The sequence below is a fragment of the Polaromonas sp. P1_G4 genome, assembly GCF_056405475.1.
The window spans coordinates 1-15,074 of record NZ_JBFUCA010000042.1 but is presented as its reverse complement, the minus strand read 5'-3'; the positions used below and the strand labels follow the sequence as shown (position 1 = coordinate 15,074).

General features: G+C 64.3%; 16 protein-coding genes. 8 read left to right on the top strand and 8 right to left on the bottom strand.

Going from position 1 to position 15,074, the window contains the following annotated elements; all coding sequences use genetic code 11:
* Positions 1-843: HPP family protein (locus tag AC1D1X_RS03890; protein WP_477697861.1), on the bottom strand; the 843-nt coding region annotated here is incomplete at its 3' end.
* A 15-nt stretch (positions 844-858) separates the two neighbouring features.
* The gene (locus AC1D1X_RS03885) at positions 859-1,701 is read right to left on the bottom strand and encodes a M48 family metallopeptidase (RefSeq protein WP_477670262.1); all 843 of its coding nucleotides are present in this window, start codon (positions 1,699-1,701) and stop codon (positions 859-861) included.
* Positions 1,702-1,732: 31 nt separating this feature from the next.
* Here AC1D1X_RS03885 and AC1D1X_RS03880 point away from each other — a divergent pair, with 31 nt between their 5' ends.
* The 4 genes from AC1D1X_RS03880 (at position 1,733) to AC1D1X_RS03865 (ending at position 6,218) form a co-directional block, all read left to right on the top strand.
* On the top strand, positions 1,733-3,139 hold the full coding sequence (locus AC1D1X_RS03880) for an AmpG family muropeptide MFS transporter (RefSeq protein ID WP_477697860.1): 1,407 nt from the start codon (positions 1,733-1,735) through the stop codon (positions 3,137-3,139).
* 192 nt (positions 3,140-3,331) lie between these two features.
* Complete coding sequence (locus AC1D1X_RS03875; RefSeq protein ID WP_477670264.1) at positions 3,332-4,048, top strand: response regulator; 717 nt, start codon at positions 3,332-3,334, stop codon at positions 4,046-4,048.
* A gap of 6 nt (positions 4,049-4,054) precedes the next feature.
* A complete protein-coding gene (locus AC1D1X_RS03870) occupies positions 4,055-5,284 on the top strand; it encodes an ATP-binding protein (RefSeq protein ID WP_477670265.1) in 1,230 nt (409 codons plus the stop codon).
* 310 nt (positions 5,285-5,594) lie between these two features.
* Positions 5,595-6,218 (top strand): carboxymuconolactone decarboxylase family protein, encoded by a 624-nt coding sequence (locus AC1D1X_RS03865; RefSeq protein WP_477697859.1) that lies wholly within the window; start codon positions 5,595-5,597, stop codon positions 6,216-6,218.
* A 5-nt stretch (positions 6,219-6,223) separates the two neighbouring features.
* On the opposite strand, the gene waaF is transcribed toward AC1D1X_RS03865, so the two are convergent.
* The 6 genes from waaF to radA form a co-directional block, all read right to left on the bottom strand.
* Positions 6,224-7,243, bottom strand: a complete 1,020-nt coding sequence (gene waaF, locus AC1D1X_RS03860) for a lipopolysaccharide heptosyltransferase II (RefSeq protein WP_477670267.1) — start codon at positions 7,241-7,243, stop codon at positions 6,224-6,226.
* Between the two features lie 99 nt (positions 7,244-7,342).
* On the bottom strand, positions 7,343-7,564 hold the full coding sequence (locus tag AC1D1X_RS03855) for a zinc-finger domain-containing protein (protein ID WP_477697858.1): 222 nt from the start codon (positions 7,562-7,564) through the stop codon (positions 7,343-7,345).
* A 102-nt stretch (positions 7,565-7,666) separates the two neighbouring features.
* Entirely contained in the window at positions 7,667-8,605 is a 939-nt protein-coding gene (locus AC1D1X_RS03850; RefSeq protein WP_477670269.1) for a branched-chain amino acid transaminase, read from the bottom strand.
* A gap of 102 nt (positions 8,606-8,707) precedes the next feature.
* Positions 8,708-9,142 carry a glycerate kinase gene (locus AC1D1X_RS03845; protein ID WP_477670270.1) on the bottom strand — a complete coding sequence of 145 codons (435 nt, stop codon included), beginning with the start codon at positions 9,140-9,142 and terminating at the stop codon, positions 8,708-8,710.
* A gap of 170 nt (positions 9,143-9,312) precedes the next feature.
* Entirely contained in the window at positions 9,313-10,101 is a 789-nt protein-coding gene (locus tag AC1D1X_RS03840) for a metallophosphoesterase family protein (RefSeq protein ID WP_477670271.1), read from the bottom strand.
* Positions 10,102-10,121: 20 nt separating this feature from the next.
* A complete protein-coding gene (radA, locus tag AC1D1X_RS03835; protein WP_477697857.1) occupies positions 10,122-11,501 on the bottom strand; it encodes a DNA repair protein RadA in 1,380 nt (459 codons plus the stop codon).
* Positions 11,502-11,598: 97 nt separating this feature from the next.
* Here radA and AC1D1X_RS03830 point away from each other — a divergent pair, with 97 nt between their 5' ends.
* From AC1D1X_RS03830 to AC1D1X_RS03815, 4 genes are all read left to right on the top strand, one after another.
* On the top strand, positions 11,599-12,006 hold the full coding sequence (locus tag AC1D1X_RS03830; RefSeq protein ID WP_477670273.1) for a 5-carboxymethyl-2-hydroxymuconate isomerase: 408 nt from the start codon (positions 11,599-11,601) through the stop codon (positions 12,004-12,006).
* Between the two features lie 90 nt (positions 12,007-12,096).
* A complete protein-coding gene (locus AC1D1X_RS03825; protein ID WP_477697856.1) occupies positions 12,097-13,083 on the top strand; it encodes a Bug family tripartite tricarboxylate transporter substrate binding protein in 987 nt (328 codons plus the stop codon).
* Positions 13,084-13,221: 138 nt separating this feature from the next.
* A complete protein-coding gene (locus AC1D1X_RS03820; protein ID WP_477670275.1) occupies positions 13,222-14,196 on the top strand; it encodes a 2-dehydropantoate 2-reductase in 975 nt (324 codons plus the stop codon).
* A 47-nt stretch (positions 14,197-14,243) separates the two neighbouring features.
* A partial coding sequence (locus AC1D1X_RS03815) for an NAD(P)-dependent oxidoreductase (protein WP_477697855.1) occupies positions 14,244-15,074 on the top strand: 831 nt, incomplete at its 3' end.

The window sequence follows — 15,074 nt, the reverse complement described above, 5'->3', positions numbered from 1 at the left end:
GAAGCTACGGTCCACCACCGGCAAGGCCTTGATGCGGCGCTCCCTCAGCAGGGCCCAGGCCTCTTCCAGCGGCGTGCCGAATTCCACCGTGACGAGATCGCGCGACATGACGTCAGCGCAGCGGACTTCCGCCAGTTTGCGGTCGTACGCGCGCAGCCGGGTTTCGGCCAGCAAGGTCTTGAGGTCGTCGCGGCTGACGTCCAACACCTGGTTGTAGCGCGCCAGTACGGCGTCCAGATCCGCATCAAGCAACTGGTCTTCTACGGACGGCGCGGGGCCCGGCGGGGCCAATTGCGTGTGGGGATAGGCCCTGCGCGTGGCGTTGTTGTAGGCGACGCCGACCGCCACCAGCAGCACGGAGTTGAGCATCACGGGATAGAAGGCAAACAGCGGGTCGGAAACTCCGCCCAGCACCACCATCAAGGCAGTGGCGCCGCCCGGCGGATGCAGGCAGCGCAACGCCAGCATGAGCGCGATGGCCGTGGCCACGCCCACCGCGGCCGCAAGCGCCGGCGAGCCCAGCAGATGCATGCCATGCACGCCCGCAATGCCGGCAAGYGCCGACAGGGTATTACCGCCCACCACATTCCAGGGCTGCGCCATAGGACTGGCCGGCACGGCATACACCAGCACGGCGCTGGCGCCCAGCGGCGCCACCAGCCAGGGCAGGCCCGGCATCATCCGGTCRGCCAGGTGGCACAGCAGCCCTGTCACAAAAATGCCCAGCAGCGACCCGATGACAATGCGCAGCCGCTCGCGTGAGTTGATGCGGGTGCGTCCCGGCCGGAAGCCTCGCCACCACGCGCGCGTGAAGAATGCGGCGCGCTGCGTCAACCCAGTCACCAGGGCTCAGCCCGATCAGCCGCGGGCGCGTTGATAAAGACCCTGCACCTTGGGCACGTTGGCCTGCAGCTGCTGGATGCGTTCAGGACCGGAGGGGTGGGTGGACAGAAAGCTCGGGCCGCCGGCACCGCCACCAGCCTGCGCCATTTTTTCCCAGAGGCTGACGGATGCCTGCGGGTTATAGCCGCCGCGCGCAGCCAGCTCCAGTCCGACGAGGTCGGCGTCGGTTTCATCATCGCGGCTGTAACGCAGCGTCAGCAGCTGAGTGCCGATGTTTGCGGCCACATCGCCCAGCTGTCCCAGTCCAAAAAGTTGTGACAACGCGGACAGGCCCATGCTCGTGCCCTGGCTTTTGGCAATGCGGGAGCGCGCATGCTCGCGCAACGCATGGGCCATTTCGTGACCCATGATCATTCCAATTTCATCGTCGGTGAGCTTGAGCTGATCGATGATGCCCGTGTAGAACGCGATCTTGCCTCCGGGCATGCAGAAGGCGTTGATCTGCTTGCTGCCAAGCAGGTTGACCTCCCAGCGCCACTGGTTGGCGCGGTCGTTCCACTGCGCGGCCTGCGGCACCAACCGCGTGGCGATGCCGCGTATGCGCTGCAGCTGGGGGTTGCCCGGCGAGGCCAGCGCGCCCTTGGACTTCGCCTCCGCCAGCAGCTTGGCATATTCCTGCGTGGCGGCGTTTTCCAGTTCCTCGGCAGGGATCAGCTTGCGCAGCCCCGATGACGGTCCGACATCAACCTGCGCGAGCAGCGGGGTGGTGACGGCCGTCGCTGCGGCGCCGCCGGCAGCCAGCAGGAACGCCCGGCGGCCAGCCCAGGCAGAGTGTTTGGCCTCGCATAAAAAGCACATGGGTGAATAATAGTCACAAATCAAGATGCCCATGTCAGACAAAACCCCCTCCTCCGAACTGCCATCACCCGCCCCTGTCGCTGCGCACAGCGCGGCATCTACAGCCCCCACTGTGAAAGCCGCACCCAAACCCACCTGGCGCGATGTCTGGCACGTGTATGCCGAGGCCGCCACGCTGCGCATGCTGTTTCTGGGCTTTTCCGCCGGCCTGCCCTTGCTGCTGGTGTTTGGCACGCTGAGCTTCTGGCTGCGCGAAGCAGGCATAGACCGCACCACCATCGGCTACCTGAGCTGGGTCGGGCTGGCCTACGGCTTCAAGTGGGTGTGGGCGCCGCTGGTGGACCGCATGCCGATTCCGCTGCTCACGCGCATGCTTGGGCGCCGGCGCAGCTGGCTGCTGTTGTCGCAACTGGTCATCGTGGCGGCGCTTGTCGGTATGGCGCTGACGGACCCCAAGCTGGCATTGCAACCCGTCGTGTGGTGCGCACTGGCCGTGGCATTCGGGTCGGCCACACAAGACATCGCGCTGGACGCCTACCGCATCGAGTCGGCCGATATCCAGCGCCAGGCCGCACTGGCTGCCGCCTACCAGACGGGTTACCGCATCGCGATGATCTGGGCCGGYGCCGGGGCGCTGTGGATTGCAGCGCGTGCCGAAGTCGCAGGCGACGCCCTCACTTACCAGCACGGCGCATGGCAAGTGGCCTACCTGGTCATGGCGGCGTCCATGCTGCTGGGCATGGCGACGGTGCTGCTGTCGCCTGAACCAGCGCCGCGCCCGCAGGCGCCATCGCGCAACGCTGCAGAGTGGCTTAAAACCGCGCTGGTCGACCCGTTCGCCGATTTCCTGCGCCGCTACGGCAAGCAGGCGCTGCTGATCCTGGCCCTGATCGCGGTCTACCGCATCAGCGACGTTGTCATGGGCATCATGGCCAACCCGTTCTATGTCGACATGGGCTACACCAAAGACGAAGTAGCTGCAGTGACCAAAATTTACGGCGTGGTGATGACGCTGGCAGGCGCCTTCGTGGGTGGCGCGCTGGCCATGCGTTTCGGCGTGATGCGCGTGCYGATGCTGGGCGCCGTGCTGAGTGCTGCCAGCAACCTGCTGTTTGCCTGGCTGGGCACGCGCGGGCACGACGTCAACGCGTTGATCTTCGTGATTTCGGCAGACAACCTTTCCAGTGGTATCGCCTCGGCCGCCTTCATTGCCTACCTGTCGAGCCTCACCAACATCAATTACTCGGCCACCCAGTACGCGCTCTTCAGCTCGATGATGCTATTGCTGCCCAAGTTCCTTGCCGGTTATTCGGGCAAGTATGTGGACGCCTTTGGCTACAGCAACTTCTTCACCGCAACAGCCTTGCTGGGCCTGCCGGTGCTGGTTCTGGTGGGTTTTGCTTCACGACTTAAAACGCCGCAAGCCCAGAAGGAATAAGCGCAAGCAGCTATTAATTCAATAGCAATTCCGCACCATGGCGGACGTGCCGTGCACGGAGTATGCTGGAGGCTCGCTGCCCCGGTTTACCGTAACTTTACGGTGGCTTCAAGCGGGATTGTTGCGCCCGGCGCACCATGAATTTCATTGTGATTCCACCCCACGGGGAACACCTGCACACGAGGACCAGCCATGACCCAACAGCTTTTGATGATTGAAGACGATACCCGCCTGGCCAATATGGTGGGCGAATACCTTCGCCAGTCGGGCTACGGTTTTACCCACGCGGCCGACGGCGCGGCGGGCCTGGCAGCGCTGGAAGCTGCAACGCCCGATCTGGTCATCCTCGACCTGATGCTGCCCGACATGGACGGCCTGGAAGTGTGCCGGCGCATCAAGGGCCAGGGCAGCGAAAACGCCAACACCGCCGTGCTGATGCTGACGGCCAAAGGCGACCCGATGGACCGCATCGTCGGCCTGGAAATTGGCGCTGACGACTACCTGCCCAAACCTTTCGAGCCGCGCGAGTTGCTGGCGCGCATCCGGGCCGTGCTGCGCCGCGGCGGCGAAACGGGTGCGGCAGCCTCCAGCGGCGGCCACAAGGTCATGCGCTTCGGTTCGCTGGAGATTGACCGCGATGCACGCACCGTATCGGTGTCCGGCAACACCTGCGAGCTGACGTCTTACCAGTTCGACCTGCTGGTGGCGCTGGCCGAACGTGCAGGCCGCGTGCTGAGCCGCGACCAGATCATGGAAGCCGTACGCGGCCGCGAACTCGAGGCCTTTGACCGTTCCATCGACGTGCACATGGGCCGCATCCGCAGCGCCATCGAGGCCGACGCAAAAGACCCCAAGCGCATTCTGACGGTGCGCGGTGTCGGCTACGTTTTTGCCAAACAGCAGGACTAGATTCTTATGTGGGGACGTTTTACATCGCACCTCTATGTGCGAATCTGGCTGGCTGTTGTCGCTACAGTGCTGGTCCTCACTTTTCTGGTGGGCGCGGCGTGGCGCCTGAGCGCCGACCCGCCGCAGCTGCCGATACGCGAAGTGCTGGTGCACAACGACAAGGGCGAAGTCATCGGCACGGCGCAGACCAAGCCCGACCGCAAACCCGGTGACGGCCTGGAATTTGACGTGTTGACCAAAGACGGCCAGACGCTGAACCTGGTGTTGCCGCGGCCCAAACGCCCACCCGGCAATAACCCGTGGAATCGCCCTCCGTTTGGTTTTGGCTGGATGCTGGTCGTCGTCGGCCTGGCCGTGGCGCTGGGCGCCTACCCCGTGATGCGAAGGTTGACGCTGCGGCTGGAAGCCCTGCAGCGCGGCGTGGAGCGCTGGGGCGCCGGTGATTTGTCGGCCCGCGTCAATGCAGACGGCAAGGACGAGGTGGCCTTCCTGGCCAGGCGCTTCAACCACGCGGCCGAGCGTATCGAAACCCTGATGGAGTCGCACAAATCGCTGCTGGCCAACGCGTCGCACGAATTGCGCTCACCGCTGGCGCGTATCCGCATGGGGCTGGAACTCATGGGCACCGACGCCGCATCGCCGCAGCGCAAGGAAATTTCCCGCAGCATCTCCGAACTCGACCAACTGATCGATGAGATCCTGTTGGCCAGCCGCCTCGACGCCAAGCAGGCCGACGCGGAGCCTTTTGAAACCCTGGACCTCACCGGCCTGGCGGCGGAAGAATGCTCGCGCGTCAATGCGGAATTGAGCGCCGAGCTGGACCAGGATGCCAGCGGCCCTGGCGCCGGTCTGGGCATTGATGCCGATAGCCACAGCCTGACGGTGCAGGGTTCTCCACGCCTCTTGCGCCGGCTGATCCGTAATCTGCTGGAAAACGCGCGGCGCTATAGCACCGGCGAGATCAGCCTGGAGCTGGCACAGGCCCGGGCCGGGGCAAAACAGCGGGCCGTGATCAAGGTCCATGACCGCGGCCCAGGCGTGCCCGCCGAGCAGCGTGAGCGTATTTTTGAGCCTTTTTACCGCCTGCCCGGCGCCAGTGAACGCGAAGGCGGCGTGGGGCTCGGCCTGGCCCTGGTGAAGTCGATCAGCCAGCGCCATGGGGGCAGCGTTCGCTGCGAAGCCCGGCCCGGCGGCGGCGCGACTTTTGTTGTTGAATTGCCGGTTGTCCATCCATAAACGTGAAATAAATCACGAAAAATGGCCTCCAACAACACTAAACCGCGTGTCTCCTCTATTTGGAGAATGGTCAGACAGGGTGTAATCACCGACATTTCTTTCCGTTGCTGTCACAACAATGGGTAGGGGAACAGGGGAATTAAAAGGGACTAAAAAACCAAACGTCGGTGAAACATTTCAATGATTCCCAACGACATCTTCCTCACGGAAGAAGTTTGCAAAAGCCACCTCGCGGTGGCTTTTTTTTGCCTGAAGACATGGCGGAGCGCCCTTTGATACGCTCAGGGATTCAGCCACCCACAGGAACCCCATGAGCCTTGCCACCACACCCCCAACTCTCGCCGTCCCCCAGGGCTTCTTCCCGCTTGCCGAAGACCGGATGCCGCTGATGCCGCGGGAGGCCATGTCACCCRCGCAGCAGGCCGCTGCGGACGCACTGATCGCCGGCCCGCGCAAGGCCGTGTTTGGCCCCTTCATTCCCCTGCTGCGCAGCCCGCAGCTCATGGGCCGCATTGGCGACGTGGGGGCTTACCTGCGCTTTGAAAGCGCACTGGACGCGCGCATCCGCGAACTCATTACCTGCGTGGCGGCCCGCCATACCGCCAACCAGTTTGAATGGCTGATGCATGCGCCGCTGGCGGTGGCTGCGGGCGTGAGCCAGGCCACTGTGGACGCGATCGCCGAAGGCAGGCAGCCCCGTGAACCGGCCGCCGATGAGGCCGTCGCGCTGGACCTCACGTTCGAAGTGCTGCGCCAGCATGGCTGCTGCGACGCCACCTACGCCGCGGCAGTGGAAACTTTCGGCGAACAGGGTGTGGTCGAGCTGGTCAGCCTCGCCGGCTATTTTGTGATGGTGTGCTGGGTGATGAATGTGGCGCGTACGCCGACCCAGGGCAAACCGGGTTTTTCGCCGCTGGCGGCCTTCCCCGCCTGACCGGCCTAACTTTCCACCCGGGAAACCGGTGGCAGCGCCGCAAGCACCCGCTCGGCGCCCAAATCGTTCAGGCAGCGCGTATGGCCCAGCGGGCATTCGCGCTCGAAGCAGGGTGCGCAGTCCAGCGGCGGCTGGTAGGCTGCATCGGCTTTGAGCCACAGCACAGTGGCCTTGTCGCTTAATGGCGGCGTGTGCAGCGGACTGGATGAGCCGAAGATCGCCACTTGCGACACACCGAAGGCCGCAGCCACGTGCATCAGTCCCGAGTCATTGCTGACCGTGCTCTGGCTTGCGGCGATCAGGCACAACGCCTGTACCAGCGAGGTCTTGCCCGCGAAGTTCAGGCACTTGCCGGGCTGCGCTGCGTTCACCGGCGCGGCAATTTCTTCGCAGAGCGCCGCTTCCTTGCCGGAGCCCAGCAACATCACCGGCAAAGCCAGCCGCGCGGCGAGTTCTGAAAAGTGACGGGCGGGCCAGCGCTTGGCAGGGCCGTATTCGGCACCGGGCGCAAACACGTAATAGCCGCCACGTTGCAGGCCCAGTTCAGCCAGAACCTGCTCAATTTCAGCTGGCGCCATCTGCAGTTGCGGCCGGTCTTTGTCGAGGTCCGCCCCACCGCTCAACGCTGAATAAAACGCCACCATGGGGGGCTTGTTCTTGGGGTTTTTAAGCCGGTGCGTGAGCAGGCCCACGCGGGCTTCGCCAAAGTAGCCGATGCGCTCCGGAATGCTGGCCAGAAAAGGCAGCAACGCGCTTTTCAGCGAGTTGGGCAGCACATAGGCCTTGTCGAAGCGACCCTCGATGCGTTTGGCGATCGCACGACGCTCGCGGAATTGCAGGCCGCCGTGCGCGAAAGGGAACTCAATGACATCGGCCACCTGCGGCATCGCCCGGTAAACCGGCGCCACCCAGGGCAAGGCGCCTACCGTGAGGCGTTCCCCACGCGCATGCAGGCGGCGCATCAGCGGCTCCGTCATCACCGCATCCCCGATCCATTGTGGCGAAATTATTAGTGACTCAGGCATGTGGCCTTCCCTTCCAATGCCAGCGCGAAACCGGCTTTGCCGGGCCGCAGATGGCGCCCCCTTGAGGGGGAAGCGGCCGCAGGCCGATTCGGGGGTGGGTCAATGTCCAGCGCCGAAGTGCTCGCCGGCTTTCAGCGCGTAAACCGTGYCGCAATACGGGCACTTGGCCTGGCCGGTGCGGGCCACGTCCAGGTAGACCTTGGGGTGGCTGTTCCAGATTTTCATGTCGGCTTTGGGGCTGGGGCAGTAGACCCCGCCCTGGGCGTTCAGGTCGGAGGCCAGCAGTTCGACAGCGGATGAATGGAGAGTCGTCGTGGTCATAAAGTCCTTTTTAGTTAAAGACGCCGCCGCGCCGGGCCGCCCCAAGCAAGGCACGGCCCCCTCGGGGGGCAGCGTAGTACACGCAGTGACAAGCGTGGGGGCTCACACTTTCGCCAACCAATGAGCGTACTTGGGATTGCGGCCGTTGACGATGTCAAAGAACGCGCTCTGGATTTTCTCGGTGATGGGGCCGCGCGAGCCGGCGCCGATTTCAATGCGGTCGAGTTCGCGGATGGGCGTGACTTCGGCGGCCGTGCCGGTGAAGAAGGCTTCGTCGGAGATATACACCTCGTCGCGCGTGATGCGTTTTTGCACGAGTTCCAGGCCCAGGTCCTTGCAGATGTGCAGGATGGTGTTGCGCGTGATGCCGTTGAGGGCGCCGGCAGACAGGTCGGGCGTGTAGACCACGCCGCCCTTGATCACAAAAATGTTTTCGCCCGCGCCTTCGCTGACAAAGCCCGACGCGTCGAGCAGCAGCGCTTCATCGTAGCCGTCATCCAGCGCTTCCATGTTGGCGAGGATGGAGTTGGTGTAATTGCTCACCGCCTTGGCCTGCGTCATGGTGATGTTGACGTGGTGGCGGGTATAGCTGGAGGTCTTCACACGGATGCCGCGCTTCATGCCTTCTTCGCCAAGGTAGGCGCCCCAGGGCCAGGCCGCGACCATCAGGTGGATCTGGTTGCCCTTGGGGCTGACGCCGAGTTTTTGCGAGCCGATCCAGGTCAGCGGGCGGATGTAGCAGGACTCCAGCTTGTTCTCGCGCACGACGGCTTTCGTGGCTTCGTTGACTTCGTCCTGGCTAAAGGGAATCTTCATGCGCAGGATCTTGGCGCTGTTGAAGAGGCGCTCGGTGTGCTCTTGCAGCCGGAAGATCGCCGTGCCGCCCTGGGCGTTGTAGGCCCGCACGCCTTCAAACGCGCCGCAGCCGTAATGCAGGGTGTGGCTCAGCACGTGGATCTTGGCGTCGCGCCAGTCGACCATCTGGCCGTCCATCCAGATTTTGCCGTCGCGGTCTGCCATGGAAGGTGCTACTGGGGACATGATGCTGATCCTGTGATGAGTGTCGTGGAATGATTTTTGGCCATCGGCCGCACCCGCCTGCCGGCAACCCCGGGAGGCGGTGCAAAGCCCGAAAGTCCGATTTTACGGTGCGGGCGGCGCTGCGCCCCCGGCCTCAGGCGAATCCGCGGGCACGGGGCGGAAGAGTTCATGGTGCGACAGTTTGCCGCCCACAAAGGTGCAGGTGACATGCGACTCGGAACCGTCTGTCCAGCGGAAGATTTCGGGCTGCTCGTCCTTGGCCGACTGCAGCAGGCCCAGCGCCCGCGTCATCGCCACCACATGCAGCAATGTCATGCCGGGCCGGAGCTTGGCGTTGAGCATGACCGCGCTGTCGACATGACCGATGGGCCGGTTGGCTGCACGCTTCAAGACCTGCATCATGCGGGTGAAATGCAGCAGCACCCACATCACGAGGGCGCTGGCGGCGGCGGCTACACCGGCCCAGCCGTAAAAGCGGTACGCCAGCAAGACCCCGGCGATGCCGGCCACGGGAACAATGATTTTCTGGAAGTTCATGGCCTTATTTTCGCAGCCACCCGGGGCGCCGGCGCTGCGGGGAGTGCGTAGCCGCATGAAAAAACCGCCGAAAGCGGCCTCCAGGCAGCGTGGCGGGCTCTTTTTAAGCCAAAAGTGGCTGCTGCCCAATCAGATATTGCGCCAGCAGCTATGTTTTTAATAGCACTTTGTTAACTGCCGCGTTGTGCCCAACCGGTCGCCAGGGCATACGCCCAGTCGGGGCGCCCGCGCCCAAATGCCGCTTTGGATGCCGTCATATGGTCGTAGGGCACTGCGCGCAAGTCCACCCGCCAGCCCTGGGCCGTTTTTTCCACGACCGCGTAGCGCGCGTGCGGCGCACCGTTTTCCACCACATGCGGGTGAGGATGGTCGTCGTCATAGGCCTGCAGGCCGACGCTGCCGGGATTGACGACCAGCAAATTGCCGCACTGAACCAAGCGCGGCACATGGGTGTGGCCGCAGAGGACCAGCGAATGCGCCCGGGGGCTCTCGTCGCCGAGCCGCAGGAAAACTTCTTCGGCCGTGGCGGGCCGGATACCCGTCGGATGCGCGTCAGGAAAACCGGGCACCGTGGTTTCCATCCAGTAGATCAAATCGCTGCCGGGCGTTCCGTGGCACAGCAGCACGTCACCGCCCGCCAGCTCCAGGCGCGTGGGCAGCGACCTGATCCACGCCACCTGCGCCGACGTCAGCTGGCCCGCGGTGTAGCCGTCGGTACCGAGTGGGTCGAGATGCTGGCCCTGGTCCAGCAATTCCAGCACCTGCCGCTCGTGGTTGCCGCGGATGGTGGTGAAGTTGCGGGCCATCAGCAGGTCGGCGGTTTCCGCGGGTTGCAACGGGCCGCTCAGGATGTCGCCCAGATTCACGGTCTGGTCAACGCCCTGCCCGGCAATGTCCGCCAGCACGGCCTCAAGTGCCAGCAGGTTACCGTGAATGTCGGAGATGACGGCGAGTTTCATGGCCCTGATTGTGCAATGCCTCAGCTCAGGCTGCGCACCACTTCCATGGCCTCTTCCACGCGCTCGACGGCGTGGATGGTGAGGCCTTCAATCGGTTTCTTGGGCGCGTTGGCCTTGGGCACCACGGCTACGCTAAAACCCAGCTTGGCGGCCTCCTTCAGGCGCTCCTGGCCGCGCGGGGCCGGGCGCACTTCTCCGGCCAGCCCGACCTCGCCAAAGGCGATGAAACCCTTGGGCAGCGGCTTGCCGCGCAAGGACGAGGTGATGGCCAGCATCACGGCCAGGTCGGCTGCCGGCTCGCTGATGCGCACGCCGCCCACGGCGTTGACGAACACGTCCCGGTCCATGCAGGCAACGCCGGCGTGGCGGTGCAGCACCGCCAGCAGCATGGCAAGGCGGTCCCGGTCCAGGCCCACCGAGAGGCGCCGCGGGCTGGGCCCGCCGTTGTCGACCAGCGCCTGGATTTCAACCAGCATGGGGCGCGTGCCCTCCAGCGTGACCAGCACGCAGCTGCCGGGCACGGGCTCGCTGTGCTGGCTCAAAAAGATCGCACTCGGGTTGGCCACGCCTTTGAGGCCTTTTTCCGTCATGGYGAACACACCGATTTCGTTGACGGCGCCGAAACGGTTCTTGATGGCGCGCACCAGGCGAAAGCTGGAATGCGTGTCGCCTTCAAAGTACAGCACGGTGTCGACCATGTGCTCGAGCACGCGCGGCCCGGCGAGCGCGCCTTCTTTGGTCACATGGCCCACCAGCACGATGCACACGCCGCTGGACTTGGCGGCGCGCGTCAGGTGCGCCGCGCATTCACGCACCTGCGCCACCGAGCCGGGCGCCGACGTGAGCTGGTCGGAATACACCGTCTGGATGGAGTCGATTACCGCGATGGCGGGCTGCGTGGCCTCCAGCGTGGCGAGGATTTTTTCGAGCTGGATCTCCGCCAGCACCTTGACCTGCGAGCCGTCCAGCCCCAGCCGGCGTGAACGCAGCGCGACCTGCGCGCCGCTCTCCTCGCCGGTCACGTACAAGGTGTTGAGCCCGGCGCGCTGCAATGAATCCAGCGCCTGCAGCAGCAAGGTGGACTTGCCGATGCCAGGGTCACCGCCAATGAGCACCACGCCGCCTTCGACAATGCCGCCGCCCAGCACGCGGTCCAGCTCTTCGTGCCCGGTCGGCGTGCGCTCCATGTCGGTGGCTTCGATGTCGGCCAGGGCGGTGACGTCAGAGGCCTTGGCCAGTGACTGGAACTGGCTGCTGTAGCGGTTCTTGACCGGCGCACTGTTTTCCGCGGCCGACTCGATCAGCGTGTTCCAGGCATTGCAGTGCGGGCATTTGCCCAGCCATTTGGGGCTGGTGCCGCCGCATTCGGTGCAGGTGTAAATCGTTTTGTCTTTAGCCATGCGTGATATTACTGTATAAATAACCAGCCTTTGCGTTTTGGTAATGATGGCGGGTCCTGTTCATCCGTGCAACCCGCCAAGCCCACCAGACTCCGTCATGCCTCACCTGAACATTCAATACACCGCCAACCTGGATAGCCTCACCGACATGAACGCCTTGTGCCACACGCTGGCCGCCACACTGGTGGCCCTGCGTGGAGAAGACGGGGTGGCGCCGCTTTTCCCGGTGGCCGGTACGCGGGTCATGGCCTGGCCGGCACAACACTTTGCGGTGGCGGACGGGCGGCCCGACCGCGCTTTTATCTACCTGAACCTCCTGATCACCCCCGGCCGCAGCGAAGCCATGAAAAAGCGGGCCGGCGACGCCCTGCTGGCCAGCGCCAGTGCACACCTGGATGCAGTGTTCGCGCAGCACGCTGTGGGCATGACATTGCAAATCGACGAGGGCATGCCCTTGTATGAAGGCAAGCGCAACAACCTCGCCGCGCATCTGGATGCCGCCTGATCCTGCACAAAATCGCATCTTGCACAACAATGGCTTTTTCGTGCCCGCCACGGCGCCACGGCAGCCCCCACCGATTCACGAGGACACACCATGAACATTTCGCGCCGCCAGCTCATCCAGTCATCCAGTGCTGCAGCACTGCTCACAGGCATCGGCCAGCGCGCCTGGGCCCAGGCCCTTGAAAGCACCAAGGTCATCGTCGGCTTCGCGCCCGGCGGCACCGCCGATATCGTGTCGCGCCGCGTCGCCGACAAGCTGCACCCCGGATATGCCAAAAGCGCCGTGGTGGAAAACAAGACCGGCGCGGGCGGGCAAATCGCCGTGCAGTTCGTCAAATCCGCCGCGCCCGACGGCGCTACCGTTTTGCTGACGCCCATGTCCATGCTGGGCATCTACCCGCACACCTACAAGAAACTGCCGTACGACCCGGTCGCCGACCTGGCCCCGGTATCTGCCGGCGCGATCTTCGACTACGGCTTCGCCGTCGGCCCCTTGGTGCCGGCCAGCGTCAAAAACGTGCCGGACTTTCTTGCCTGGTGCAAGGCCAACCCAGGCCAGGCCAACTTCGGCTCACCGGCCGCCGGCTCATCGCCGCACTTCATCGGCGCGCTGCTGGGCCGGGCCGGCAACGTGGACTTGCGCCACGTGGCTTTTCGCGGCACCCAGCCAGCCGTGCTGGACATGGTGGGCGGGCAGATTGCCGCCGTGTCGGGCCCTACCGGCGAGTTCACCCAGCATGTCGCATCGGGCAAGTGCCGCCTGCTGTCGACCAGCGGCCCCAAACGTAGTCGTTTCACCCCCAACACGCCGACGCTGCTGGAGCAAGGCTTCAAGGACATGGCGTTCACCGAATGGTTCGGCTTCTTCCTGCCCGCCAAAGCGCCGCAGGATGTGGTGCAGCGCCTGAATGCCGGCATCCGCTCCGCGCTGGCCTCACAGGACGTGATTGACGGCCTGGCCGTGTCTTATCTGGAAGCAGYGCCGACCTCGCCCGCACAGCTGGCCGCCATGCTCAAGGCCGACACCGAGTTATGGGGCCCGCTGGTCAAGGCGGTGGGTTTTACACCTGAAGGTTAGAAGTAGAGCCCCCACGCTTGTCGCTTCGCGTACTGCGCTGCCCCCCGAGGGGGCGCTGCGCCTGCGGCCCGGCAAAGCCGGTTCCGCGGCCCCTGCTGGCCTTCCGCTTTTGGAATTTGGAAATGGAGACATGAAACAATGAAGGTATGTATTTATGGCGCCGGTGCCATTGGCGGCTGGATAGGCCACGGGCTGGCTCACGCAGGTTGCCGCGTCAGCGTGATAGCGCGCGGCGCTACGCTCGATGCCCTGCAGCTGCACGGGCTGCGGCTGAACCAGGGCGGCAAGATCACGTCGCAAGCCGTGGCTTCCAGCGCCTCGCCAACCGACCTCGGCGTGCAGGACCTGGTGGTGCTGGCCGTCAAAGCGCCTTCGCTGCCCGAGGTGGTGCGCCGGATCGCGCCGCTGATTGGCCCTGAAACGATGGTCCTGACCGCCATGAATGGCGTGCCCTGGTGGTTTTTGCAGGGGTTCGGCGGGACGCTTGAAGGCACCCAGTTGACCTCAGTGGACCCCGGCGGCGAGGTGGCGCAGGCCATTCCGGCAAAGCACATCGTCGGCTGCGTGGTGCATGCCAGCTGCTCGCTGGATGAGCCCGGCCAGGTGCACCACCACTTCGGCAACAAGCTCATCATCGGTGAGCCCTCCGGCGAGAAAACCTCCCGGGTGCAGCAACTTGCGGCCTTGCTTGAAAAAGCCGGCTTTGAAGCGCCGGTGTCCGGGCAGATCCAGAAAGACATCTGGTTCAAGCTCTGGGGCAACATGACCGCCAACCCGATCAGCGCGCTAACCGGCGCGACCATGGACCGCGTCCTGGACGATGAACTGGTGACGGGTTTCACCCACAGCGTGATGCTCGAAGCCAAGGAAATCGGGGCGCGCATCGGCATCCCGATCAACCAGACCCCTGCGGAGCGACATGTCATCACACGCAAGCTGGGCGCATTCAGGACATCCATGCTGCAGGACGTGGAAGCCGGCAAACCGGTCGAGTTGGACGCACTGGTGACGGCCGTGCGCGAGCTGGGGCAACTGACGGCCGTGCCCACACCTTATACCGACGCCTTACTCGGGCTGGCCCGGTTGCAGGCACGCGTCAAGGGTCTTTATTGACCCAAAGATTTTCTGGCTTTTTTCTCAACCACTTTTCAGGAGACAGCATGAAACACATCGGCGTTATCGGCGCATCGGGCCTCATGGGACACGGCATTGCACGCAACCTGCAGGCCAAGGGATTCAACGTCAGCCTGACCGTGCACCGCAATACGGAACGCGTGGCCGACCTGCTGGCCGCCGGTGCGAAGCAGGCCACCAGCCCCGCCGAATTGGGCGCGTGCGACGCGGTGATTATTTGCGTGACGGGATCGCCGCAGGTCGAGGAGACCCTGCTCGGGGCCAATGGCGTACTGTCAAAGGCGCGCGCCGGGTTGATCGTGATCGACACCTCCACCAGCGAACCCGAATCCACACGCCGCCTGGCCGCCCTATGCGCCGAGCGCGGTGCGACGCTGGTGGATGCACCACTGGCGCGCACGCCGGTGGAAGCCGAGCTCGGCAAGCTCAACACCATGGTGGGCGCAGAGCAGGCCGTGTTCGACAAAATCCGGCCGGTACTGGCCGCCTATTGCGAAAACATCTTTCACGTAGGCGGCCCCAGCGCCGGGCATGTGATCAAACTGCTCAACAACTTCATCGGCCAGGCAATTTGCACGGCTACCGCCGAGGCCTTTGCCGTGGGCGCACTGGCGGGCATTCAGCCGCAAAAGCTGGTGGAAGTGATTTCGGCCGGCGCGGTGAACTCGGGCCTCTTCCAGGCCATGGCCAAGACGCTGAACGGCGACTTCAACGGCCTGAAGTTTGAGCTGGACAACGCGCGCAAGGACCTGCGCTACTACACCCACCTGGCCGAGATGGTGAATGCTCCTTCTCTCGTGGGCGAGGCCGTGCACCAAAGCCTGGCCACCGCCAGCGCGCTGGGCCAGGGCAAGAAA

What these genes read in the sequence shown, in the direction of transcription:
- AC1D1X_RS03885 (WP_477670262.1), bottom strand. Translation starts at nt 1,701, where the DNA reads ATGTGCTTTTTATGCGAGGCCAAACACTCTGCCTGGGCTGGCCGCCGG.
- AC1D1X_RS03875 (WP_477670264.1), top strand. Translation starts at nt 3,332, where the DNA reads ATGACCCAACAGCTTTTGATGATTGAAGACGATACCCGCCTGGCCAAT.
- AC1D1X_RS03870 (WP_477670265.1), top strand. Translation starts at nt 4,055, where the DNA reads ATGTGGGGACGTTTTACATCGCACCTCTATGTGCGAATCTGGCTGGCT.
- waaF (WP_477670267.1), bottom strand. Translation starts at nt 7,243, where the DNA reads ATGCCTGAGTCACTAATAATTTCGCCACAATGGATCGGGGATGCGGTG.
- AC1D1X_RS03850 (WP_477670269.1), bottom strand. Translation starts at nt 8,605, where the DNA reads ATGTCCCCAGTAGCACCTTCCATGGCAGACCGCGACGGCAAAATCTGG.
- AC1D1X_RS03845 (WP_477670270.1), bottom strand. Translation starts at nt 9,142, where the DNA reads ATGAACTTCCAGAAAATCATTGTTCCCGTGGCCGGCATCGCCGGGGTC.
- AC1D1X_RS03840 (WP_477670271.1), bottom strand. Translation starts at nt 10,101, where the DNA reads ATGAAACTCGCCGTCATCTCCGACATTCACGGTAACCTGCTGGCACTT.
- AC1D1X_RS03830 (WP_477670273.1), top strand. Translation starts at nt 11,599, where the DNA reads ATGCCTCACCTGAACATTCAATACACCGCCAACCTGGATAGCCTCACC.
- AC1D1X_RS03820 (WP_477670275.1), top strand. Translation starts at nt 13,222, where the DNA reads ATGAAGGTATGTATTTATGGCGCCGGTGCCATTGGCGGCTGGATAGGC.